Origin of the sequence: Serratia sp. PGPR-27, assembly GCF_022678525.1 — a bacterium.
GTDB classification, from domain to species: domain Bacteria; phylum Pseudomonadota; class Gammaproteobacteria; order Enterobacterales; family Enterobacteriaceae; genus Serratia; species Serratia nematodiphila.
Map to the genome: position 1 here is coordinate 102,499 of NZ_JALBYS010000004.1, position 16,592 is coordinate 119,090.

Below are 16,592 nucleotides of genomic sequence, written 5' to 3' on the forward strand. Positions count from 1 at the left end.
AAATGGAGCAATAATTCAGTGTAGCGAGTGTTCTATCAATAAACACGGCGTCACTCAATGATATTTTCATACTAAACTTATTAATTGCATGAATCTATAAGTTTGGCTTAAGTCAGAGCGATCTGCTGCTCGTCCAGCTTCGGCATGTTGAGCCTGATCTGCGCTTGGCGCCCGCGCCTGCCGGCATTGCTTGCCGCGAATCTGTTCATCATGTCACGAAACAAAATTTTAGTTTGCTAGGAAAAGTCTTAAAAAAAATTCATGTGTCGTTTTTTTGAAGTCTTTCAGCGCATTTTTTGAGTGATTAAAAAATACCCTCTCTGAGGTTGTTTTATTTTTTTGTTTAAAAATCATTAATTTGTGTTGATTTCATGCTTTCCATGCTAATGATTAGCACTTCTTTTTTTATCATAACGGCAAACGAAAGTTAACATTATGGCCGGAATGTGTAGCTTATTTGTTGCTATAAATCACCGTTTTACAATGAGTTATCTGGATATTTATTTTAAATGAAATAATTTTCGTGAATGTTTAACGGTGATTGAGTGATTTCTCTAAACTATCATCCTGCTGCCCGATCCGCAGGGGAGGAATGGCAGGTCGGAGTTGTCTCTGGCCCGCGTTGGTTTTAACTTGCCTCTCCACCTTTCAAAAACAGGATGTCGCGGTGAGACGGAATCAGTATGGGCAGCCGATAGGCGAAGCCCTCCCTCATTGGCAGCCGGCAGGCATGCCCGGGCACTCGCCACTGCAAGGGCGGTTTTGCCGCCTCGAACCGCTTAACCTCGAGCGCTGGGGGGAGGCGCTTTATCAGGCTTATCAATCCGCCGAGGACGATCGCGACTGGACTTATCTGTTTTGGGAGCGGCCGCAGTCGCGCGCAGATTTCCAGCGTTATCTTCAGGCTCAGGCGTCCAGCGCTGACAGAAACACGATGGTAGTGATCGATCAGTCAAACGGGCGTGCGGTGGGAAGCTGCGCTTTTTTGCGCATCGATCCTGCCAACGGCGTGGCCGAACTGGGCACTATCAACTGGTCGCCGCTGATGAAGCGCAGCGCGCTGGGTAGCGAGGCGATTTTCCTGATGCTGCGGCATCTGTTCGACGATCTTGGCTACCGGCGCTGCGAATGGAAATGCGATAGCCTCAATCTTCCTTCACGCCAGGCCGCCGAGCGCTTGGGTTTCCGCTATGAAGGCACCTTCCGCCAGGCCGTCGTCGTCAAAGGACGCACGCGCGACACCGACTGGCTGTCGATCGTCGACGGGGAATGGCCGGCGCGGCGCGCGGCGTTTGCCGCCTGGCTGTCGCCGGATAATATCGGCGATGACGGGCGGCAAGAACGGCGTTTGCAGGCCTTCCAACTCGGGTAATACGCCGCGCGCGTTAGGCCGTTTCCGCCAGGCAATGGCGCAACGAGTCCAACGCCAGCCTGATGTCCTGTTCTTCCGTCATCCAGTTGACCAGTGCGGCGCGGATCCCCGGCTGACCGTTATAACGCGTAGGGGTGCAGCACACCACGCCGTGCCGGCTCAGGCGCTCGAGAAAACGATCGCGCGCCGCCTCGCTGTCGCCCTGTGGATGGCTGAGTGCGAAGCAGACCACGTTCAAATTCACCGGCGCCAGCAGCTGGAAACCGTCATCGGCTGCCAGCGCCGCCCCCAGCGCCTGCGCCAATCGGACGTTGCGCTCGACGATATCCCGTATGCCGCTGCGGCCATAGGCTTTCAGCGTCAGCCAGAGCGGCAGGGCGCGGAAGCGGCGCGAATTCTCCGGCGTCAGATGCAGATAGTTGTCTGGCCGCAATGTCGGTGCTTCCAGATAGGCCGAATGGTTCTGAAATACCTGCATTTGCAGATCCAAATGGCGGGTAAATTGGATCGCGCTGTCATAAGGCACGTTCAGCCACTTGTGTGCGTCGACAGTGATGGAATCGGCATGCTGCCAACCCTCAAGCCTTGGAGCGTATAGCGGTGAGCATGCCGCCACGCCGCCAAATGCCGCATCGACATGCAGCCAAAACGGATAACGCTCCCGCAACGTCAGCAGACGCGGCAGATCGTCGAACGCGACGGTGTTGACCGTACCGGCGCTGGCCAGCACCAACGTTGGCTGGCCGGCGCCGGCGGCGAGCTGCCGTTCCAGTGCTTCCATATCCATGGCTTCCGAGTCCGGCAGGCTGGCGACGGTCGTCAGCGCCTCGTGGCCGATACCGAGCATGCTGAGCGCCTTCACGCTGCTGGAATGTGGATTGGCCGACAATACCCGGATGGAACCCAGCGCCGCCAGGCCCTGTTGGGCGATATCCACGCCATGCTGTTGTCCCAGCCACTGCCGGCCAATGGCCAGCCCGGTGAAATTGGCCATGGTCGCGCCGCTGACCAGGCTGCCGCTGAACGTTTCCGGCAGGCCCAGCAGTGATTTCAACTGTGTCACAGCCGCCAGCTCGATCGTGGCTGCGATGGTATCATGGCTGAGCAGGCTATTTTGGTCTGTCACGCTAACCAGCCAGTCCGCCGCTACCGCTGCCGGGGTTCCGCCGCCGGTGACGAAGCCGAAATAACGCGGGCCAGCGCTGGCGGAAATGCCGGCCTGATAGCGTTGCCAAAAGTTATCCAGCGCCGCCAGGGCGCCTTCGCCGTTTTCCGCCAGCCGATCGTCTCCCGGATGCAGCTGCTGTTGATCGCGCGGTGGGCAGACCGAGCGTTGCTGCAGCCCGGTCAGAAAATCTTCCGCCAACTGGCGAGTGTGGTCGAGGATCTGCGGAAACTGTGCGAGGTCTTGTTGTAAACGTGGGTGCATGGCGGCTCCGAAAACGTCAGGGATGATGGGGTAAACATAGAACATTTGCCTGCCGGTCAAAATCGATGAAAAATAACCTTTTTGGATAGCATGGTTAACCAATGATGAATGAACGCATTCCCCTGCATGTCTTGCCGACCTTTGCGATCGCCGCCAGGTTGGAAAATTTGCGCGCCACGGCGCAGCAGGTGCATTTGACGCACGGTGCGGTCAGCCAGCAAATTCAGTTGCTGGAGCAGGCGGTCGGCTATCCGCTGTTTGAACGGTGCGGGCGCGGTGTGCGCCTGAATGCGGCCGGGAAAGAGATGCTGGCGGCGGTAGAGCCGGCGCTGCAGGCGCTGCAGCAGGGCGTCGCCCGCGCCCGACGTGCGGCGACAAGCCAGACGCTGCGCATCAGCGTGTTGCCGTCTTTTGCCCATTATTGGCTGTTGCCGCGTCTGCCTGCTTTTCATGAGGCCTGCGCCGATATTGCGCTGGATATCGATGCGTCGCTGGCGCTGCAGGATCTGTCGCAGCGAGGGTTCGATGCGGCGATCCGCATCGGCAGCGGTCAATGGGCGGGGCTGCAGGCGCAGCGCATCGCGTCGGGTGACGTGCTGCCGGTCGCTTCGCCGGATATGGCGCGAGAATGGGGGGCGGCGTTCGAGAACGGTGGCGATATTCCGTTGCTCGAGCACGACGTCAGTCCCTGGCGCGATTGGTTCAATGCGCAAGGGCGCTCGCTGTGCGGGCGGCAACAGGCGTTGTTCAACGATGCCGGATTGTTGATTCGCGCGGCGGAGCAAGGGTTTGGCATCGCGCTGGCGAAAAAGCTGCTGGTGCAGGATGCCCTCGACGCCGGGAGACTGGTGGCGTTGGCCGCGCCCTGTCGCCTGAGCGATGACGACGTTTATCTGGTGTGGCCGCAGACCGCCGGGCTGACGCCGGCGGTCACCCGCTTGCTGCAGTGGCTGCAGCAACAGTTGGCGGCGATTTAGCGGCGCAGCCATTCCGGTTGCGAGGTGCCGAGCGTAGTCGCCGGCAGCGCCCATTGCAGCGCCGTGCCCTGCAGGCTTAACGGGGCGCGCAGGCGTTGCGCGGCCCCCCAGTAAGTCAATTCCGTTTCCGGGTTCTCGTCGGCGGGGCCGGCCGGCGCCAGCGGTTCCGGCCGATAATCTGCCGAACAGGGATGCGCCAGCAGCAGCTGCGCCGTGCGCGCCAGCGACAGCCGCGCGTGGTAGCCGGTGCCGCGGCTCAGGCGCTGCGCCATACCGGTCAGCACCGCCGCCGCCATCAAATAGCCGGTGGCGTGATCCAGAGCCTGTACCGGCAACGGCACCGGCAAACTGGCGCTGCGCCAAACCATGCCCGCCTCCGCCAACCCGCAGCTCATCTGTACCAGGCTGTCGAAACCACGCCGGGTGCGCCACGGCCCGCTCCAACCATAGGCATTCAGGCAGACGTCTATCAGGCCCGGCGCCAGCGCGCGCCTTTCCTCCGCGCCATAACCCAACTTCTCCAGCGCACCGGCACGGTAGCCGTGCACGATCACGTCGGTGTTTCTCAGCAGATGTTCAAACGTATGGCGATCGTGCGCATTGGTCAGGTTGAGGCGCGCGCTGCGCTTGCCCAGCATGACTTCGTGTTCAACGCCGGGCTCATCCCAACCGTAGGGATCGATGCGCAGCACGTCGGCACCCAAACCGGCAAGAAAACGCGTGGCGATCGGCCCGGCGAGAATGCGCGTCAGATCCAGCACCCGTACGCCGTGCAGCGGCCGGGCGACGGGAAGCGCCCAGCCCGGCGGTGGCGCTTCCGGCTGCAGCGAGGCGTGGATCAGCGGTTCGAGCGCTACGCTTTTGCCCTGAATATGTTGTCGCCACGCGGCCGCCGAGCGCATTTGGGCCGCGCAGCCGCCGGCTTCGATCACCGCTTCCTCCAGCTCGCTTTTTTTCCAGCCCAGCACGCGTTCCGCCAGCGTGCCTTTATCCGATGCCGAACCCAGCACTTGCTCCACCGCTCGCCGATGGTGCGGCGCATTGGTATGCAGGCGTATCCAGCCATCCGTCGTCGCATAGTCGCCGGCCAGCGCGTCCCAGGCCGCAGGCAGCGTCCACCCCAGCGGACGCAGCGTCCAGCCGAACCAGAGCGAGGCCAGACGTTGATCGATCCAGACCTGCGGCGCGTCGGCTGCCTCGCGGCGAAGCAACTCGGCGCAGGCCAAACCGGCGGCGCTCCAGGCGGCGGTAGCCAATTCGGTTACGGGAAAAGCCGAAGGCAATGCGCCGGTGCCGCTTACGGTTAGCCGGTCGGCGGGGGCGGGGCGCTGCCCCAGGCTTTGCCAAATTTCGTCGAGCAGAGTGTGGATCAGAGGCGTCATCGGCCACTCCTTACGGGTCGTCGGAAATATAGCCTAGCGTAGCCCACCGCCGGCGACCTTGCTAAGGTGCAACGTCGAACGTGCGGCCATCGGCCAGTTTGGCGCGCAGGCTGCGGGCCGCTACGCCGGCGAATGGCTGCGCGCTGAAGTTGGCGGTCAGCGCTTTGTCCCACAGGGCCTGATGCAGCGGCCGGAAGGCGGCGTCGGCGCCCAATGTCGCCATCTTCTATTTGTGACATCGAAATATCATCGCGGTATTCCAGTTTATTTTTCGTTTAATAAATTAGCCTTTACTTCATTACCCGACGTCACTATACTCAGCCAAAATTTCGGTGGAGAAACCCAATTGGACAGTTGTAGTTGTAATAAAATAAATAAGGCAAGCTGACCAATTCTCTTCTGATTTGTTGCTTGCCGTTATCGGCGGGCAGCACCCCTCTCCAGTTATTTCTGAGCTGTGCATACCCGAATAAGAAAACGTTTCCTGATGCCAGGTGGCTTCAGGCGAATTGAGTTGGACGTTATTATGGTATTCTGCAGCCACAGCCTTTTCCCTCCAGGCATGACACGCTGATTCGCTGATTTATTTTCAGCGCGTTTTCGCGTGTGCTAAACAGCACATGATTTTATCTCCTGTGATTAATTAAGGAGAAAGTCATGGCTATGACTCCTTTCGTTTTAAATTTATTGCTGGCGATGTGCCTGGGCGCGGTGATTGGCGCCGAGCGCCAGTGGCGCCAACGCATGGCCGGCCTGCGCACCAATGCGCTGGTGGCGACCGGTGCGGCGGTCTTCATTCTCAGCTCCATGTCCACCGATCCGGCCAGCGCCGGCCGGGTGGCCGCGCAGATCGTCTCGGGTATCGGCTTCCTCGGCGCCGGCGTAATCATGCGTGAAGGGCTGAACATTCGCGGCCTCAACACCGCCGCCACGCTGTGGTGTTCGGCGGGGATCGGCGTCCTGTGCGGCCTGGGCCAGCATTGGGATGCGGTGGTCGCCACGCTGGTGATCCTGTGCGCCAATATCCTGCTGCGCGAGGCCGCGCAGCGCATCAACCTGCAGCCGCACCAGCAGGCGACCGATCTGGAACTGTGCTATCGCATTCAGGTGACCTGCGGCGAGCAGGATGAAATTCTGGTGCGCACCCTGATTCTGCAGGCGCTGAACGGCGTCGCCTTGCGGCTGCAATCCTTGCGCAGCGCCGATATTGCCAGCCCGGGGCAATTGGAAGTGTGCGCGGAAATTACCGCTACGCCGGCCGCGCAAAAAGAAATTGAGGGTATTGTTTGCCGCGTCAGTCTGGAAAAAAGCGTGAGTGCCGTGCGTTGGCGCGTCGCGTCCGAATTACCGGTCTGAGTAATAATATAAATATTGATTAACTTTATTATATGTTCGGTTTTATTCATGAGTGCCTTGAATAACGCGGAACATTAAGGAGGCGTTATGGACGATGACCCCGGAAGGGAAATGATTCTTGCGTGGCTGACAGGGTAATCACGCTATTCAGTCACGCTAATTAAAAAATTCCACTCTGCGCAGAGTCACCTGTTTATCGGGCGGGATCTCCCTGTGCGCAGAACGAAAATAAGAGAATAGCGTTATGACTCAGATTAATGAAAGAATGCGTCGCCGTGATAAAGACGCGGTGACCTACGCCATTGCGCAAGAGGCGACCAACAGCATCGCCCAAACGCTGGCGAACCTGAAGTGCAACCGCAACGGCTTGACCCAGGACGACGCCGATGAGCGGCTGGAGCAGTTCGGCGCCAACCAGGTCGCCCACGACAAGGCGCCGCATGCCTTGATTCAGTTGATCAAGGCCTTTAACAACCCGTTTATCTTCGTGCTGATGGTGCTGGCTGCGATCAGTTTCTTTACCGATTATTGGCTGCCGCTCCAGAGCGGTGAAGAAACTGAACTCACCGGCGTCATTATCATTCTGACCATGGTCACGTTGAGCGGGCTGCTGCGGTTTTGGCAGGAATACCGCACCAACAAAGCGGCGGAAGCGTTGAAGTCGATGGTGCGCACCACCGCTACTGTGCTGCGCCGCAGCAGCTACAGCGCGCATCCGCTGACGCTGGAAGTGCCGATCCGCGAACTGGTGCCGGGGGATATCATTCAGCTCTCCGCCGGTGACATGGTGCCGGCCGACGTGCGTCTTATCGCCTCGCGCGATCTGTTCATCAGCCAGGCGATTTTGACCGGCGAAGCGATCCCGATCGAGAAATACGATGCCATGGGCAACGTGGCGCAGAAGTCGAGTGAAGGGGAAGTGTCCAGCGAGAACGCGCTGCTTGAGCTGTCCAATATCTGCCTGATGGGCACCAACGTCGCCAGCGGCACCGCCACGGCGGTGGTGGTGGCAACCGGCGGGCGCACTTACTTCGGCTCGCTGGCCAAGTCGATCGTCGGTTCGCGGGCGCAAACCGCGTTCGATCGCGGGGTGAACAGCGTCAGCTGGCTGCTGATTCGCTTCATGCTGGTGATGGTGCCGGTGGTGTTGCTGATCAACGGCTTCACCAAAGGCGACTGGAGCGAGGCGGCGCTGTTCGCACTGGCGGTGGCGGTCGGCCTGACGCCGGAAATGCTGCCGATGATCGTCAGCTCCAACCTGGCGAAAGGGGCGATCGCCATGTCACGCCGCAAGGTGGTGGTGAAGCGCCTGAACGCCATTCAGAACTTCGGTGCCATGGACGTGCTCTGCACCGACAAGACCGGCACCCTGACCCAGGATCGCATCATTCTCGAGCACCACATCGACGTCACTGGTGCCAGGGATAACGAGGTGTTGCACCTGGCCTGGCTGAACAGCTTCCATCAGAGCGGCATGAAGAACCTGATGGACCAGGCGGTGATCCGTTTCGGGCGCGGCAAACCGGGAATCGAAGCCCTGGGCCGTTTCAGCAAGGTGGATGAGCTGCCGTTCGATTTCGTGCGCCGCCGTTTGTCGATCGTGGTGGCGGACGAAAATGGCAAGCAGCAGCTGATCTGTAAGGGCGCGGTAGAGGAGATGCTCGAGATCGCCACCCACGTGCGTGAAGGCGACAAAACGCTGGAACTGGACGACGCGCGCCGTGCGGCGCTGCAGGCGCTGGCCCGCGAGTATAACGAAGACGGTTTCCGCGTGCTGGTGCTGGCGACGCGCGAGCTGGATGCGCAGCGCCCAACCGAACCGTTGAGCGTGGCCGACGAGCGCGACATGGTGGTGCAAGGGCTGCTGACTTTCCTAGATCCGCCAAAGGAGAGCGCGCAGCAGGCGATCGCCGCACTGCAGGAAAACGGCGTGACGGTGAAGGTGCTGACCGGCGACAACCCGGTGATCACCTGCAAGATTTGCCGGGACGTCGGGCTGGAGCCGGGTGAGCCGCTCTCCGGGCTGCAGATTGAACAGATGGATGACGAAGAGTTGGCGCACGAAGTGGAACAACGCACGGTCTTCACCAAGCTGACGCCGCTGCAAAAATCGCGGGTGCTGAAAATGTTGCAGAGCAACGGCCATACCGTCGGCTTCCTCGGCGACGGCATCAACGATGCGCCGGCGCTGCGCGATGCCGACGTCGGCATTTCGGTCGACACCGGCACCGACATCGCCAAGGAGTCGGCGGACATCATCCTGTTGGAAAAGAATCTGATGGTGCTGGAAGAGGGGGTGATCAAAGGGCGCGAGACCTTCGGCAATATCATCAAGTACCTGAACATGACCGCCAGCTCCAACTTCGGCAACGTGTTTTCGGTGCTGGTGGCCAGCGCCTTCATCCCGTTCCTGCCGATGCTGGCGATCCACCTGTTGATTCAAAATCTGATGTACGACATTTCCCAGCTGTCGCTGCCGTGGGACAAGATGGACAAAGAGTTCCTGCGCAAGCCGCGCAAGTGGGATTCTAAAAACATCGGGCGCTTTATGCTGTGGATTGGGCCGACCTCGTCGATCTTCGATATTACGACCTATGCGCTGATGTGGTACGTGTTCGCCGCCAACAGCGTAGAACACCAGGCGCTGTTCCAGTCCGGCTGGTTCATTGAGGGGCTGCTGTCGCAAACGCTGGTGGTGCATATGCTGCGCACCCAGAAGATCCCGTTCATTCAGAGCACCGCGGCGCTGCCGGTGTTGCTGACCACCGGGTTGGTGATGGCGCTCGGCATCTACATTCCGTTCTCGCCGCTCGGCGCCCTGGTTGGCCTGCAGCCGCTGCCGTGGGAATACTTCCCGTGGTTGGCCGCAACGCTGGTCAGCTACTGCGTGGTCGCGCAGTTGATGAAGCGTTTCTATATCCGCCGCTTTGGCGAGTGGCTGTAAGCCGCCTCGGCGTTCACTTCGGGGGCGAAATTCGTCGCCCCCGCACCGCTACAGCAGTTTGTTGACCAGCAGGCCGAGCATGATGGTCAGCGTGAAGGAAAACAGCGTGCCGAGCAGCACATACTCGGTACGCATCTTATCGTCACTTTGGCGCAGATCGCCGAAACGGAAGATAGATTTGGCCGCCAGTAAAAAACCGATCGCCGGAATTTGCCCCAGCAGCACAAAGGTCAGGATCAGCGTTCTTTCCAGATAGCCAATCTGTTTGCCCGCGCGCAGCAGCGAATCGTTGTCGGCCTTGGCCGAAGGCGGCATTTGCGGCGTCCAGCGCGCCAGCAGTTGCCCAATCAGCAGGCTCATCGGCAGATAAATCAGGCTGTAGGCCACCAGCACCAGGCCGGTTTGCCAACTCCCCAGTTGCCGTCCCAACGCCGCGAGCAGTTCACCGGCATTCGGCGTCAGCCCCAGCCACAGCAAGGCGATCACCGCCAGATGCAATCCCTGATCGAGCAGAAAGCTGCGGGCCGGGCTCAGGCGGTTCATAGCAGTGACTTTCAGCAAATCGATCAGGTAGTGGCTGACGGCGATGGCCAGCAGGCTGGCCAGCACCTGCAGTGAAGACAGTCCGCCGTGCAGCAGGCCGAAACCGGCCACCGCCCAAGCGGCCAGCACCCCGTGCAGCAACGCGTGCAACAGCAGAAAACGCGAACGCGCGCGATGTTGGATTTTATCTTCCACCCAACTCAGCGGCTGCAGCGGAAAATCCGCCAGCAGATGGACGATCAACAGCCAGGCCAGCAAAGGCGCATAGGTCAGATCCATGGTCAGACGATCCTGTTAATGGCGTGAATAAATCGCATGATTTCCTCGTAGGCCGCGCGTTTCAGCGCGGCGGAGACCGTGGAGGCGGCTTTTTGCAGCTGGTCCGCCACGGCGGCGCCGCTGTCGGCGAACATTCTCGCCTGAACGATGCGCGCTTCGGCCTGTGACAGGCGACCAATTACATGATCTAACATCGGCAGCAGATCGCTGACAATGGCGTTTGTCCGATCGTTGTCGGTTTTCAGAGCCAGCCGGCAATTTTTTGCCATGGCGTCCAGCGCGCTGCCGGAGTTGATAAAGGCGCTGCCGTAACCGGCGGCGTCGGGCCGTTGGCTACCCAGCCCGACGGCGATGCGCGCATCCCAGTGCGCGGCGCCCATCGCCCGCAGCGCGAGGCGTATGTACACCGCCAGCAACAGCCCGTCTTCCGGCGCGGCCTGCGCCTGGAAGGCATCGCCGCGAAAGATTTCCACCTGATGCAGCCGCCCGTCACGCCGCAGCCGATCGAGCAGGTTATGCAGCCCATTGAGGTAGTTGACGGTGTCTGATCGGCGGGAATCGACCAGATCGCCGCTGATTACGCTGATTGGCGTCGGCATGGCGTGTTCCATTATTTGCGGAGGGATGACTATAAATTCGCACCTGGATACGAATATGTCAATAATTCGCCTCTAGGTGCGAATTTATGGGGTTTTCGCCTGTGAGGGCGAAACGAGGCAGGATGAGGAACGTGGGATGAACGGCCGGGAATGCGCGGGCCTGCCAGGCTCGCCACCGGCGACGTAGAGGGAAAATGGCCGGCAATCGGCTGTTCAGAAGCTTTTAACCAGCACGTCACGCGGCATTTCGCTGCCGTGTTTCAGCAGATGCTCAAACGATCGCTCGCTGCTTTTCAGCTGCTGCAAAAATTCCTGCGGCGACAGATCGTGTTTTTTGCCGCTCATGTAAGCCAGCGCCAGTTCTTTTGCCTGATAGCGGGAGAAGTTGTACATGGTGTCCTCGATACGGTGAATGTCAGTGCTCACGATTGTAGCGAAAGAGCACATAATGAACAGCGGCTTTGGCGTATGGAATCGATAGCCGAAACTTAACTTGCAGGCTGCAACAGCTCATCGCACAGGCGCTTGATCACCTGAGCTTGCGGCAGGCCGTTGTGCAACATCTGGCGGATATGCTCCGAATCGCTGATGCCCTGGCGGACATGGCGCTCGACGGCCTGCAGCAGGGCACGATCCTCCCGTCGCTCGGCAAAACCGCTCAGCGCTTCGAGAGTGTGCAGGATGTGGGCAGTCAGGCTGCTGCGGCGCAGCGTCGCGGGATCGACGTATTCGGCGGCAAAGCCGCTGCGATAGGCGTTGATCTTGTTGTAATTGGTGAAGGCATCGTATTCCGGCGCGATCGGTGAGCGGTGCTGCAACAGAAAATCGGCCAGCAGGCGGCAGTAACCGACCAGCAGCACGGCGTGGGTGAGGCGCAGCGGCGTATCGCAGATGCGGATCTCTACCGTGCCCAGCTCCGGTTTTGGCCGCGCATCCCAGTAAATATCCTTGACGCTTTCAATCACGCCTGCGGCATTCAACCGTTCGTAGTAGGCGTTGAATTCATGCCAGCTGTAGATGTGTTCCAGGCATCCGTAGTTGGGGAAGGAGTTCTGGGCGCTGAAGCGGGAACTGGCAAAGCGCGTGTCGACCCCCTGATACAGCGGCGACGAGGCGCTGAGCGCGATCAACTGCGGAAAGTAGGGCGTCAGCGCATGGCACAGGTACATCGCTTCGTCCCCGTCGTTGACGCCGAGGTGAATGTGTTGGCCGAACACGCAGGCCAGCTTGGAGAGATAGCCAAAACGGCTGGCCAGCTGCCTGTAGCGCGCGTTGTCGCTGATGACCTGCTTGCGCCAGTCGTTGCTCAGGTGGCGGCCACCGCCGCAGACGTCACAGCCCAGGCGCTGCGCGCTGCGCCGGACGGTATGGGTCAGGGCGCGCAGCTCGGTGTGCAGCTCATCGAGATCGCGGTGCACCGAGCTGTTCAGCTCCACCATCGATTTGGTGAGCTCATGCTTGACGCGCCGGCGGTCGCCGACCGTGCTGACCACCCGATCGGCTCGATCCGTAAGATCGTAGTGCTCGGCATCGACCAGCTGTAACTCTATTTCGGTGCCGATGGAGAGCCTTTCCGAACGTTTGAATGTGAGCGGCATGGTACCTCCTTCCTGCAAGAACGGCATAAAGATAAGTATATGTCTCGGTGAGGGGGGCAACGTTTTGCATTTTATATTTGTTTTTTCGCATGTGAAGCTGGTATCTTCACGAGCGAGTTGTGGTGAAGAGAAAGGTTAACGGGAGTGTGACATGCCGTCATTGACGCCGCTGAAGCTGTTTAAAAACCTGTCTGACGAGACGCGTCTGACCTTGGTGCTGCTGTTGCGCCACGCCGGTGAACTGTGCGTGTGCGAGCTGTCGGGTGCACTGGCGCTGCCGCAACCCAAGATTTCAAGGCATCTGGCGATGCTGCGTGAAAGCGGGCTGCTGCTCGATCGGCGCGAGGGTAAATGGATACATTATCGCCTGTCGCCGCATATGCCGGCCTGGGCGGCGGCGATTATTGAGCAGGCTTATCAGTGCCGGCCAGAACAGATGACGGAGTTAGCGCAACGCGTGGCGAAAGGTTGCCCGTAACTGTAAAAAATTTACGCAAACACATATGAAAAATCGAATATGTAAACTTAAAGGGGCGGAAGGACAGCGATGATAGTGGCAGGGGCGATCTTTATTCTGACGTTGATCTTGGTCATCTGGCAACCGAAGGGGCTGGGTATTGGCTGGAGTGCGTCGATCGGGGCGGGATTGGCATTATTGAGCGGCGTGGTGCACGTCGGCGACATCCCCGTGGTATGGCAGATAGTCTGGAATGCGACTGCGACCTTTATCGCCGTCATCATCATCAGCCTGTTGCTGGATGAAAGCGGCTTTTTTGCCTGGGCCGCCTTGCACGTCGCGCGCTGGGGCAACGGCAAGGGCCGCTGGCTGTTTACCTATATGCTCCTGTTGGGCGCGGCGGTGGCGGCGCTGTTCGCCAATGACGGCGCCGCGTTAATCCTCACGCCGATCGTGATCGCCATGCTGTCGGCGCTCGGTTTTCGTCCTGCGGCGGTGCTGGCTTTCGTCATGGCGGCGGGCTTTATCGCCGATACCGCCAGCCTGCCGCTGGTGGTGTCCAACCTGGTGAATATCGTTTCGGCGGATTTCTTCCACTTGGGCTTTACGGAGTATGCGGCGGTGATGGTGCCGGTCAACCTCGTTGCCGTGGCGGCGACGCTGGTGATGTTGCATTTGTTCTTCCGCAAGGATATTCCGCCGGGCTACGCGTTGACGCGTTTACCGGTACCGCGGGAAGCGATCCGCGATCGCGCGACGTTTCGAGCCGGTTGGGCGGTATTGGCGCTGTTGCTGATCGGCTTTTTCGCCCTGGAACCGCTCGGCGTGCCGGTGAGTTTGGTCGCCGCCTGCGGCGCGCTGGTGCTGCTGGCGGTAGCGAAACGCGGGCGGGCGATCGATACCGGCAAAGTGCTGCGCGGGGCGCCCTGGCAGATCGTGATTTTCTCGCTGGGCATGTATCTGGTGGTCTATGGGCTGCGCAATGCCGGCTTGACCGATCTGCTGTCCGGCGTGCTGGATGCGCTGGCGCGGCAGGGGCTGTGGGCGGCGACGCTCGGCACCGGCTTCCTGAGCGCGTTTCTCTCTTCCGTCATGAATAACATGCCGACGGTGTTGGTAGGGGCGCTGTCGATCGACGGCAGCAGCGCGGAAGGCGTCATCAGGAAGGCGATGATTTACGCTAACGTCATCGGCAGCGATCTCGGCCCCAAAATCACCCCGATCGGCAGCCTGGCCACGTTGCTGTGGCTGCATGTGTTGGCAAGGAAAAACATCGTCATTACCTGGGGCTATTATTTCCGCGTGGGACTGGTGATGACGCTGCCAATTCTGTTCGTCACCCTGGCCGCGCTGGTGCTGCGGCTGTCCGTTTTGCCATAACCGGAGCAACTGACATGAGCGACATCAAAATTTATCACAACCCGGCCTGCGGCACGTCGCGCAATACGTTGGCGCTGATCCGCAACAGCGGCGCTGAGCCGGAGGTGATTCTGTATCTGGAAACGCCCCCCAGCCGCGAACGGTTGATTGCGTTGCTGGCCGACATGAACATGACGCCGCGCGCGTTGTTGCGTAAAAACGTCGAGCCTTATACCGAGCTGCGGCTGGATGAAGCCGGCTGGAGCGACGATCAACTGATCGACTTCATGGTGCAACAGCCGATCCTGATCAATCGCCCCATCGTGGTGACGCCGCTTGGCACGCGCCTGTGCCGTCCGTCGGAGGCGGTGTTGGAGATTCTGCCGGCTCCGCAGCGCGGCGCCTTCAGCAAAGAGGACGGGGAGCCGGTGATTGATGCGCAGGGCCGGCGGATCGTACGCTGATCCCCCGGCGCCTGTTTTACCCCAAATCGCCGCCGGCGACCGGCAGCACCGTTCCGTTAATGTAACTGGCTTCGGCGCTGGCGAGGAACAGAATAGCGGCGGCTTGTTCATCGACGCTGCCGTAGCGGTGCATCAGACTGCTGTCGAGCGTTTGCTCAACCACCTGCCGATACCAACGTTCCTCCTGCTGCGTCGGGGATTCGCGGTTGCGTGGCGTCAGCCGCGGCGGCGCTTCGGTGCCGCCCGGCGCCGTCGCGTTGATGCGAATGCCGGCTCCAGCGTATTCAAAGGCCAGTGACTGGGTCAGGGCATTGACGCCGCCTTTGGCTGCGGAGTAGGGAACGCGATTGACGCCGCGCGTGGCGACCGAAGAAACGTTGACGATCACTCCGCTCCCTTGCGCCAGCATATGCGGCAACACGGCGCGGCAACCCCATAGCGTCGGGAACAGCGAACGCCGAATCTCCGCCTCAATCTGTTGCGGCGCATAGTCGGCAAATGGTCGCGCCCAGATGGTGCCGCCCACATTGTTCACCATAATATCCACGCGCCCAAAGTGCTGTTGCACCTGATCCAGCGCCTCGCGTGCTTCTTCCCAGTGCTCCAAATCGGCCTGCAGGGCGATGATATCGGTGCCGCGCTCGCGTAAAACGGCTACGACCTCCTCCAGATAGGGGGAGCGATCGATCAGCGCCAAACTCGCCCCTTCCCGAGCCGCGCGTTCGGCCACCGCTTTGCCGATGCCTTGAGCGGCACCGGTTATCGCCATTACCTGGCCGCTGAAACGTGACTTATCCATGGTCAACTCCTCTGATCGGCCTGGCTGGGGGCGAACTTCTCATAATGGAAGCTATTCGGGATAAAGGCGCGTCGCTGGAAATCGCCAAGCACCGCTTCCACCATCGGCGGCGGCCCGCACAGGTACACGTCCAGGTCACCCTTATTGAGCAGGCTTTCGTCGAGATGCTGGGTGACATAGCCTTTATGCGGCGACAGCGACACCTCACTGGCTACACAGCTCAGATAGCTGAAATTCGGCAGGCGCCGGCGATATGTCTCCAGCTGTTCCAGCTTGACCAGATCGTGGTCATGGGTGACGCCGTAGATCAGATGCACCGGCTGTTTGCTGCCGCCGAGCGCCAGATGTTCCAGCATGGAAAGGAACGGCGCCAGCCCGGTGCCGCCGGCCAGAAATAACATTGGCCGCACCGGCGTGCGCAAATAGAAACTGCCCTGCGGGCCGCGCAGACGGATCGCGTCGCCGGGTCTCGCCTGTTCAGTCAGATAACGGCTCATTATGCCGCCGGGCACGTTACGCAGCAGAAAAGAGAGTTGCCGGCTGCCGGGCGGCGAACTGAACGAATAGGCGCGGCTGACCACGCTACCGGGAACGTCGATATTCACATATTGTCCCGGCAGGAACGCGATGCCCCGCTCATCATCCAGCGTCAGGCAGAACTCGATGGCGCTGTCCGACAGGGCGGTGGCGGAGGTGACGGTGGCGGTAAACATTTCGCTGGCGGTTTTACACATCGTCGAGGGCATCGGCACCTCAATGACGCAGTCCGAGAGCGGCACCATCTGACAGGTCAATACCCGCCGCTGTGCGGCTTCCTGCTCTGACAGCGCCTCTTCCAGGTAGTCATCGCCCAACTGATACTCTCCTTGCTCACAGTGGCATTTACAGGTGCCGCATACGCCGTCCGAGCAGTCCATCGGCAGGTTGATCTTTTGTCGGTAGGCGGCGTCGAGTACTCTTTCATTCGGATTGCATTGAATAAAGCGGCTGACACCGTCTTCAAAATTAAGGGCAACGGTAAAAGACATACCTCA

Annotated in this window: 16 protein-coding genes; 7 read left to right on the forward strand and 9 right to left on the reverse strand. The window is 60.0% G+C overall.

The genetic code is table 11. The annotated features are described in order from the left end of the window. Positions 1-730: 730 nt before the first annotated feature. Positions 731-1,372 carry a GNAT family protein gene (locus MMS95_RS03725; protein ID WP_079007628.1) on the forward strand — a complete coding sequence of 214 codons (642 nt, stop codon included), beginning with the start codon at positions 731-733 and terminating at the stop codon, positions 1,370-1,372. 13 nt (positions 1,373-1,385) lie between these two features. Here MMS95_RS03725 and MMS95_RS03730 read toward each other — a convergent pair whose 3' ends face one another. Further along, on the reverse strand, positions 1,386-2,801 hold the full coding sequence (locus tag MMS95_RS03730; protein ID WP_176325781.1) for a pyridoxal-dependent decarboxylase: 1,416 nt from the start codon (positions 2,799-2,801) through the stop codon (positions 1,386-1,388). 101 nt (positions 2,802-2,902) lie between these two features. On the opposite strand from MMS95_RS03730, the gene MMS95_RS03735 reads away from it, so the two are divergent. Next, positions 2,903-3,778 carry a LysR substrate-binding domain-containing protein gene (locus MMS95_RS03735; protein WP_088381715.1) on the forward strand — a complete coding sequence of 292 codons (876 nt, stop codon included), beginning with the start codon at positions 2,903-2,905 and terminating at the stop codon, positions 3,776-3,778. Here the strand turns inward: MMS95_RS03735 and MMS95_RS03740 are convergent. Together MMS95_RS03740 and MMS95_RS03745 are read right to left on the reverse strand one after the other, a co-directional pair. Further along, positions 3,775-5,160 carry a CoA transferase gene (locus tag MMS95_RS03740; RefSeq protein WP_242141397.1) on the reverse strand — a complete coding sequence of 462 codons (1,386 nt, stop codon included), beginning with the start codon at positions 5,158-5,160 and terminating at the stop codon, positions 3,775-3,777. The genes MMS95_RS03735 and MMS95_RS03740 overlap by 4 nt on opposite strands. 61 nt (positions 5,161-5,221) lie before the next feature. Beyond that, positions 5,222-5,383: a hypothetical protein gene (locus MMS95_RS03745; RefSeq protein WP_162837997.1), complete on the reverse strand. Its 162-nt coding sequence runs from the start codon at positions 5,381-5,383 to the stop codon at positions 5,222-5,224. Between the two features lie 434 nt (positions 5,384-5,817). Here MMS95_RS03745 and MMS95_RS03750 point away from each other — a divergent pair, with 434 nt between their 5' ends. After that, the gene (locus tag MMS95_RS03750; protein WP_004935097.1) at positions 5,818-6,516 is read left to right on the forward strand and encodes an MgtC family protein; all 699 of its coding nucleotides are present in this window, start codon (positions 5,818-5,820) and stop codon (positions 6,514-6,516) included. Between the two features lie 244 nt (positions 6,517-6,760). Continuing rightward, positions 6,761-9,460 (forward strand): magnesium-translocating P-type ATPase, encoded by a 2,700-nt coding sequence (gene mgtA / locus MMS95_RS03755; protein ID WP_176325782.1) that lies wholly within the window; start codon positions 6,761-6,763, stop codon positions 9,458-9,460. A 48-nt stretch (positions 9,461-9,508) separates the two neighbouring features. Here the strand turns inward: mgtA and MMS95_RS03760 are convergent, their stop codons facing one another. The 4 genes from MMS95_RS03760 to MMS95_RS03775 form a co-directional block, all read right to left on the reverse strand. Continuing rightward, entirely contained in the window at positions 9,509-10,282 is a 774-nt protein-coding gene (locus tag MMS95_RS03760) for a DUF3307 domain-containing protein (protein ID WP_075684970.1), read from the reverse strand. A 2-nt stretch (positions 10,283-10,284) separates the two neighbouring features. After that, positions 10,285-10,881 carry a hypothetical protein gene (locus MMS95_RS03765; protein WP_015378329.1) on the reverse strand — a complete coding sequence of 199 codons (597 nt, stop codon included), beginning with the start codon at positions 10,879-10,881 and terminating at the stop codon, positions 10,285-10,287. Between the two features lie 213 nt (positions 10,882-11,094). Then, positions 11,095-11,274, reverse strand: a complete 180-nt coding sequence (locus MMS95_RS03770; protein WP_004935085.1) for a hypothetical protein — start codon at positions 11,272-11,274, stop codon at positions 11,095-11,097. A gap of 95 nt (positions 11,275-11,369) precedes the next feature. Then, entirely contained in the window at positions 11,370-12,479 is a 1,110-nt protein-coding gene (locus tag MMS95_RS03775; RefSeq protein WP_172574792.1) for a YbdK family carboxylate-amine ligase, read from the reverse strand. A gap of 151 nt (positions 12,480-12,630) precedes the next feature. On the opposite strand from MMS95_RS03775, the gene MMS95_RS03780 reads away from it, so the two are divergent. From MMS95_RS03780 to arsC, 3 genes are all read left to right on the forward strand, one after another. Beyond that, entirely contained in the window at positions 12,631-12,957 is a 327-nt protein-coding gene (locus MMS95_RS03780) for a metalloregulator ArsR/SmtB family transcription factor (protein ID WP_004935082.1), read from the forward strand. A gap of 69 nt (positions 12,958-13,026) precedes the next feature. Further along, entirely contained in the window at positions 13,027-14,316 is a 1,290-nt protein-coding gene (locus MMS95_RS03785) for an arsenic transporter (protein WP_176325783.1), read from the forward strand. Between the two features lie 14 nt (positions 14,317-14,330). Beyond that, the gene (gene arsC, locus MMS95_RS03790) at positions 14,331-14,759 is read left to right on the forward strand and encodes an arsenate reductase (glutaredoxin) (protein ID WP_118891915.1); all 429 of its coding nucleotides are present in this window, start codon (positions 14,331-14,333) and stop codon (positions 14,757-14,759) included. 16 nt (positions 14,760-14,775) lie between these two features. Here the strand turns inward: arsC and benD are convergent, their stop codons facing one another. Both benD and benC read right to left on the reverse strand, forming a co-directional pair. Continuing rightward, positions 14,776-15,558, reverse strand: a complete 783-nt coding sequence (gene benD / locus MMS95_RS03795) for a benzoate diol dehydrogenase BenD (protein ID WP_176325784.1) — start codon at positions 15,556-15,558, stop codon at positions 14,776-14,778. Between the two features lie 2 nt (positions 15,559-15,560). Further along, positions 15,561-16,586 carry a benzoate 1,2-dioxygenase electron transfer component BenC gene (gene benC / locus MMS95_RS03800; RefSeq protein ID WP_031300652.1) on the reverse strand — a complete coding sequence of 342 codons (1,026 nt, stop codon included), beginning with the start codon at positions 16,584-16,586 and terminating at the stop codon, positions 15,561-15,563. Positions 16,587-16,592: the final 6 nt, after the last annotated feature.

Coding starts and splice junctions, on each gene's coding strand:
- MMS95_RS03725 (WP_079007628.1), top strand. CDS start 731: ATGCCCGGGCACTCGCCACTGCAAGGGCGGTTTTGCCGCCTCGAACCG.
- MMS95_RS03730 (WP_176325781.1), bottom strand. CDS start 2,801: ATGCACCCACGTTTACAACAAGACCTCGCACAGTTTCCGCAGATCCTC.
- MMS95_RS03735 (WP_088381715.1), top strand. CDS start 2,903: ATGATGAATGAACGCATTCCCCTGCATGTCTTGCCGACCTTTGCGATC.
- MMS95_RS03740 (WP_242141397.1), bottom strand. CDS start 5,160: ATGACGCCTCTGATCCACACTCTGCTCGACGAAATTTGGCAAAGCCTG.
- MMS95_RS03745 (WP_162837997.1), bottom strand. CDS start 5,383: ATGGCGACATTGGGCGCCGACGCCGCCTTCCGGCCGCTGCATCAGGCC.
- MMS95_RS03750 (WP_004935097.1), top strand. CDS start 5,818: ATGGCTATGACTCCTTTCGTTTTAAATTTATTGCTGGCGATGTGCCTG.
- mgtA (WP_176325782.1), top strand. CDS start 6,761: ATGACTCAGATTAATGAAAGAATGCGTCGCCGTGATAAAGACGCGGTG.
- MMS95_RS03760 (WP_075684970.1), bottom strand. CDS start 10,282: ATGGATCTGACCTATGCGCCTTTGCTGGCCTGGCTGTTGATCGTCCAT.
- MMS95_RS03765 (WP_015378329.1), bottom strand. CDS start 10,881: ATGCCGACGCCAATCAGCGTAATCAGCGGCGATCTGGTCGATTCCCGC.
- MMS95_RS03770 (WP_004935085.1), bottom strand. CDS start 11,274: ATGTACAACTTCTCCCGCTATCAGGCAAAAGAACTGGCGCTGGCTTAC.
- MMS95_RS03775 (WP_172574792.1), bottom strand. CDS start 12,479: ATGCCGCTCACATTCAAACGTTCGGAAAGGCTCTCCATCGGCACCGAA.
- MMS95_RS03780 (WP_004935082.1), top strand. CDS start 12,631: ATGCCGTCATTGACGCCGCTGAAGCTGTTTAAAAACCTGTCTGACGAG.
- MMS95_RS03785 (WP_176325783.1), top strand. CDS start 13,027: ATGATAGTGGCAGGGGCGATCTTTATTCTGACGTTGATCTTGGTCATC.
- arsC (WP_118891915.1), top strand. CDS start 14,331: ATGAGCGACATCAAAATTTATCACAACCCGGCCTGCGGCACGTCGCGC.
- benD (WP_176325784.1), bottom strand. CDS start 15,558: ATGGATAAGTCACGTTTCAGCGGCCAGGTAATGGCGATAACCGGTGCC.
- benC (WP_031300652.1), bottom strand. CDS start 16,586: ATGTCTTTTACCGTTGCCCTTAATTTTGAAGACGGTGTCAGCCGCTTT.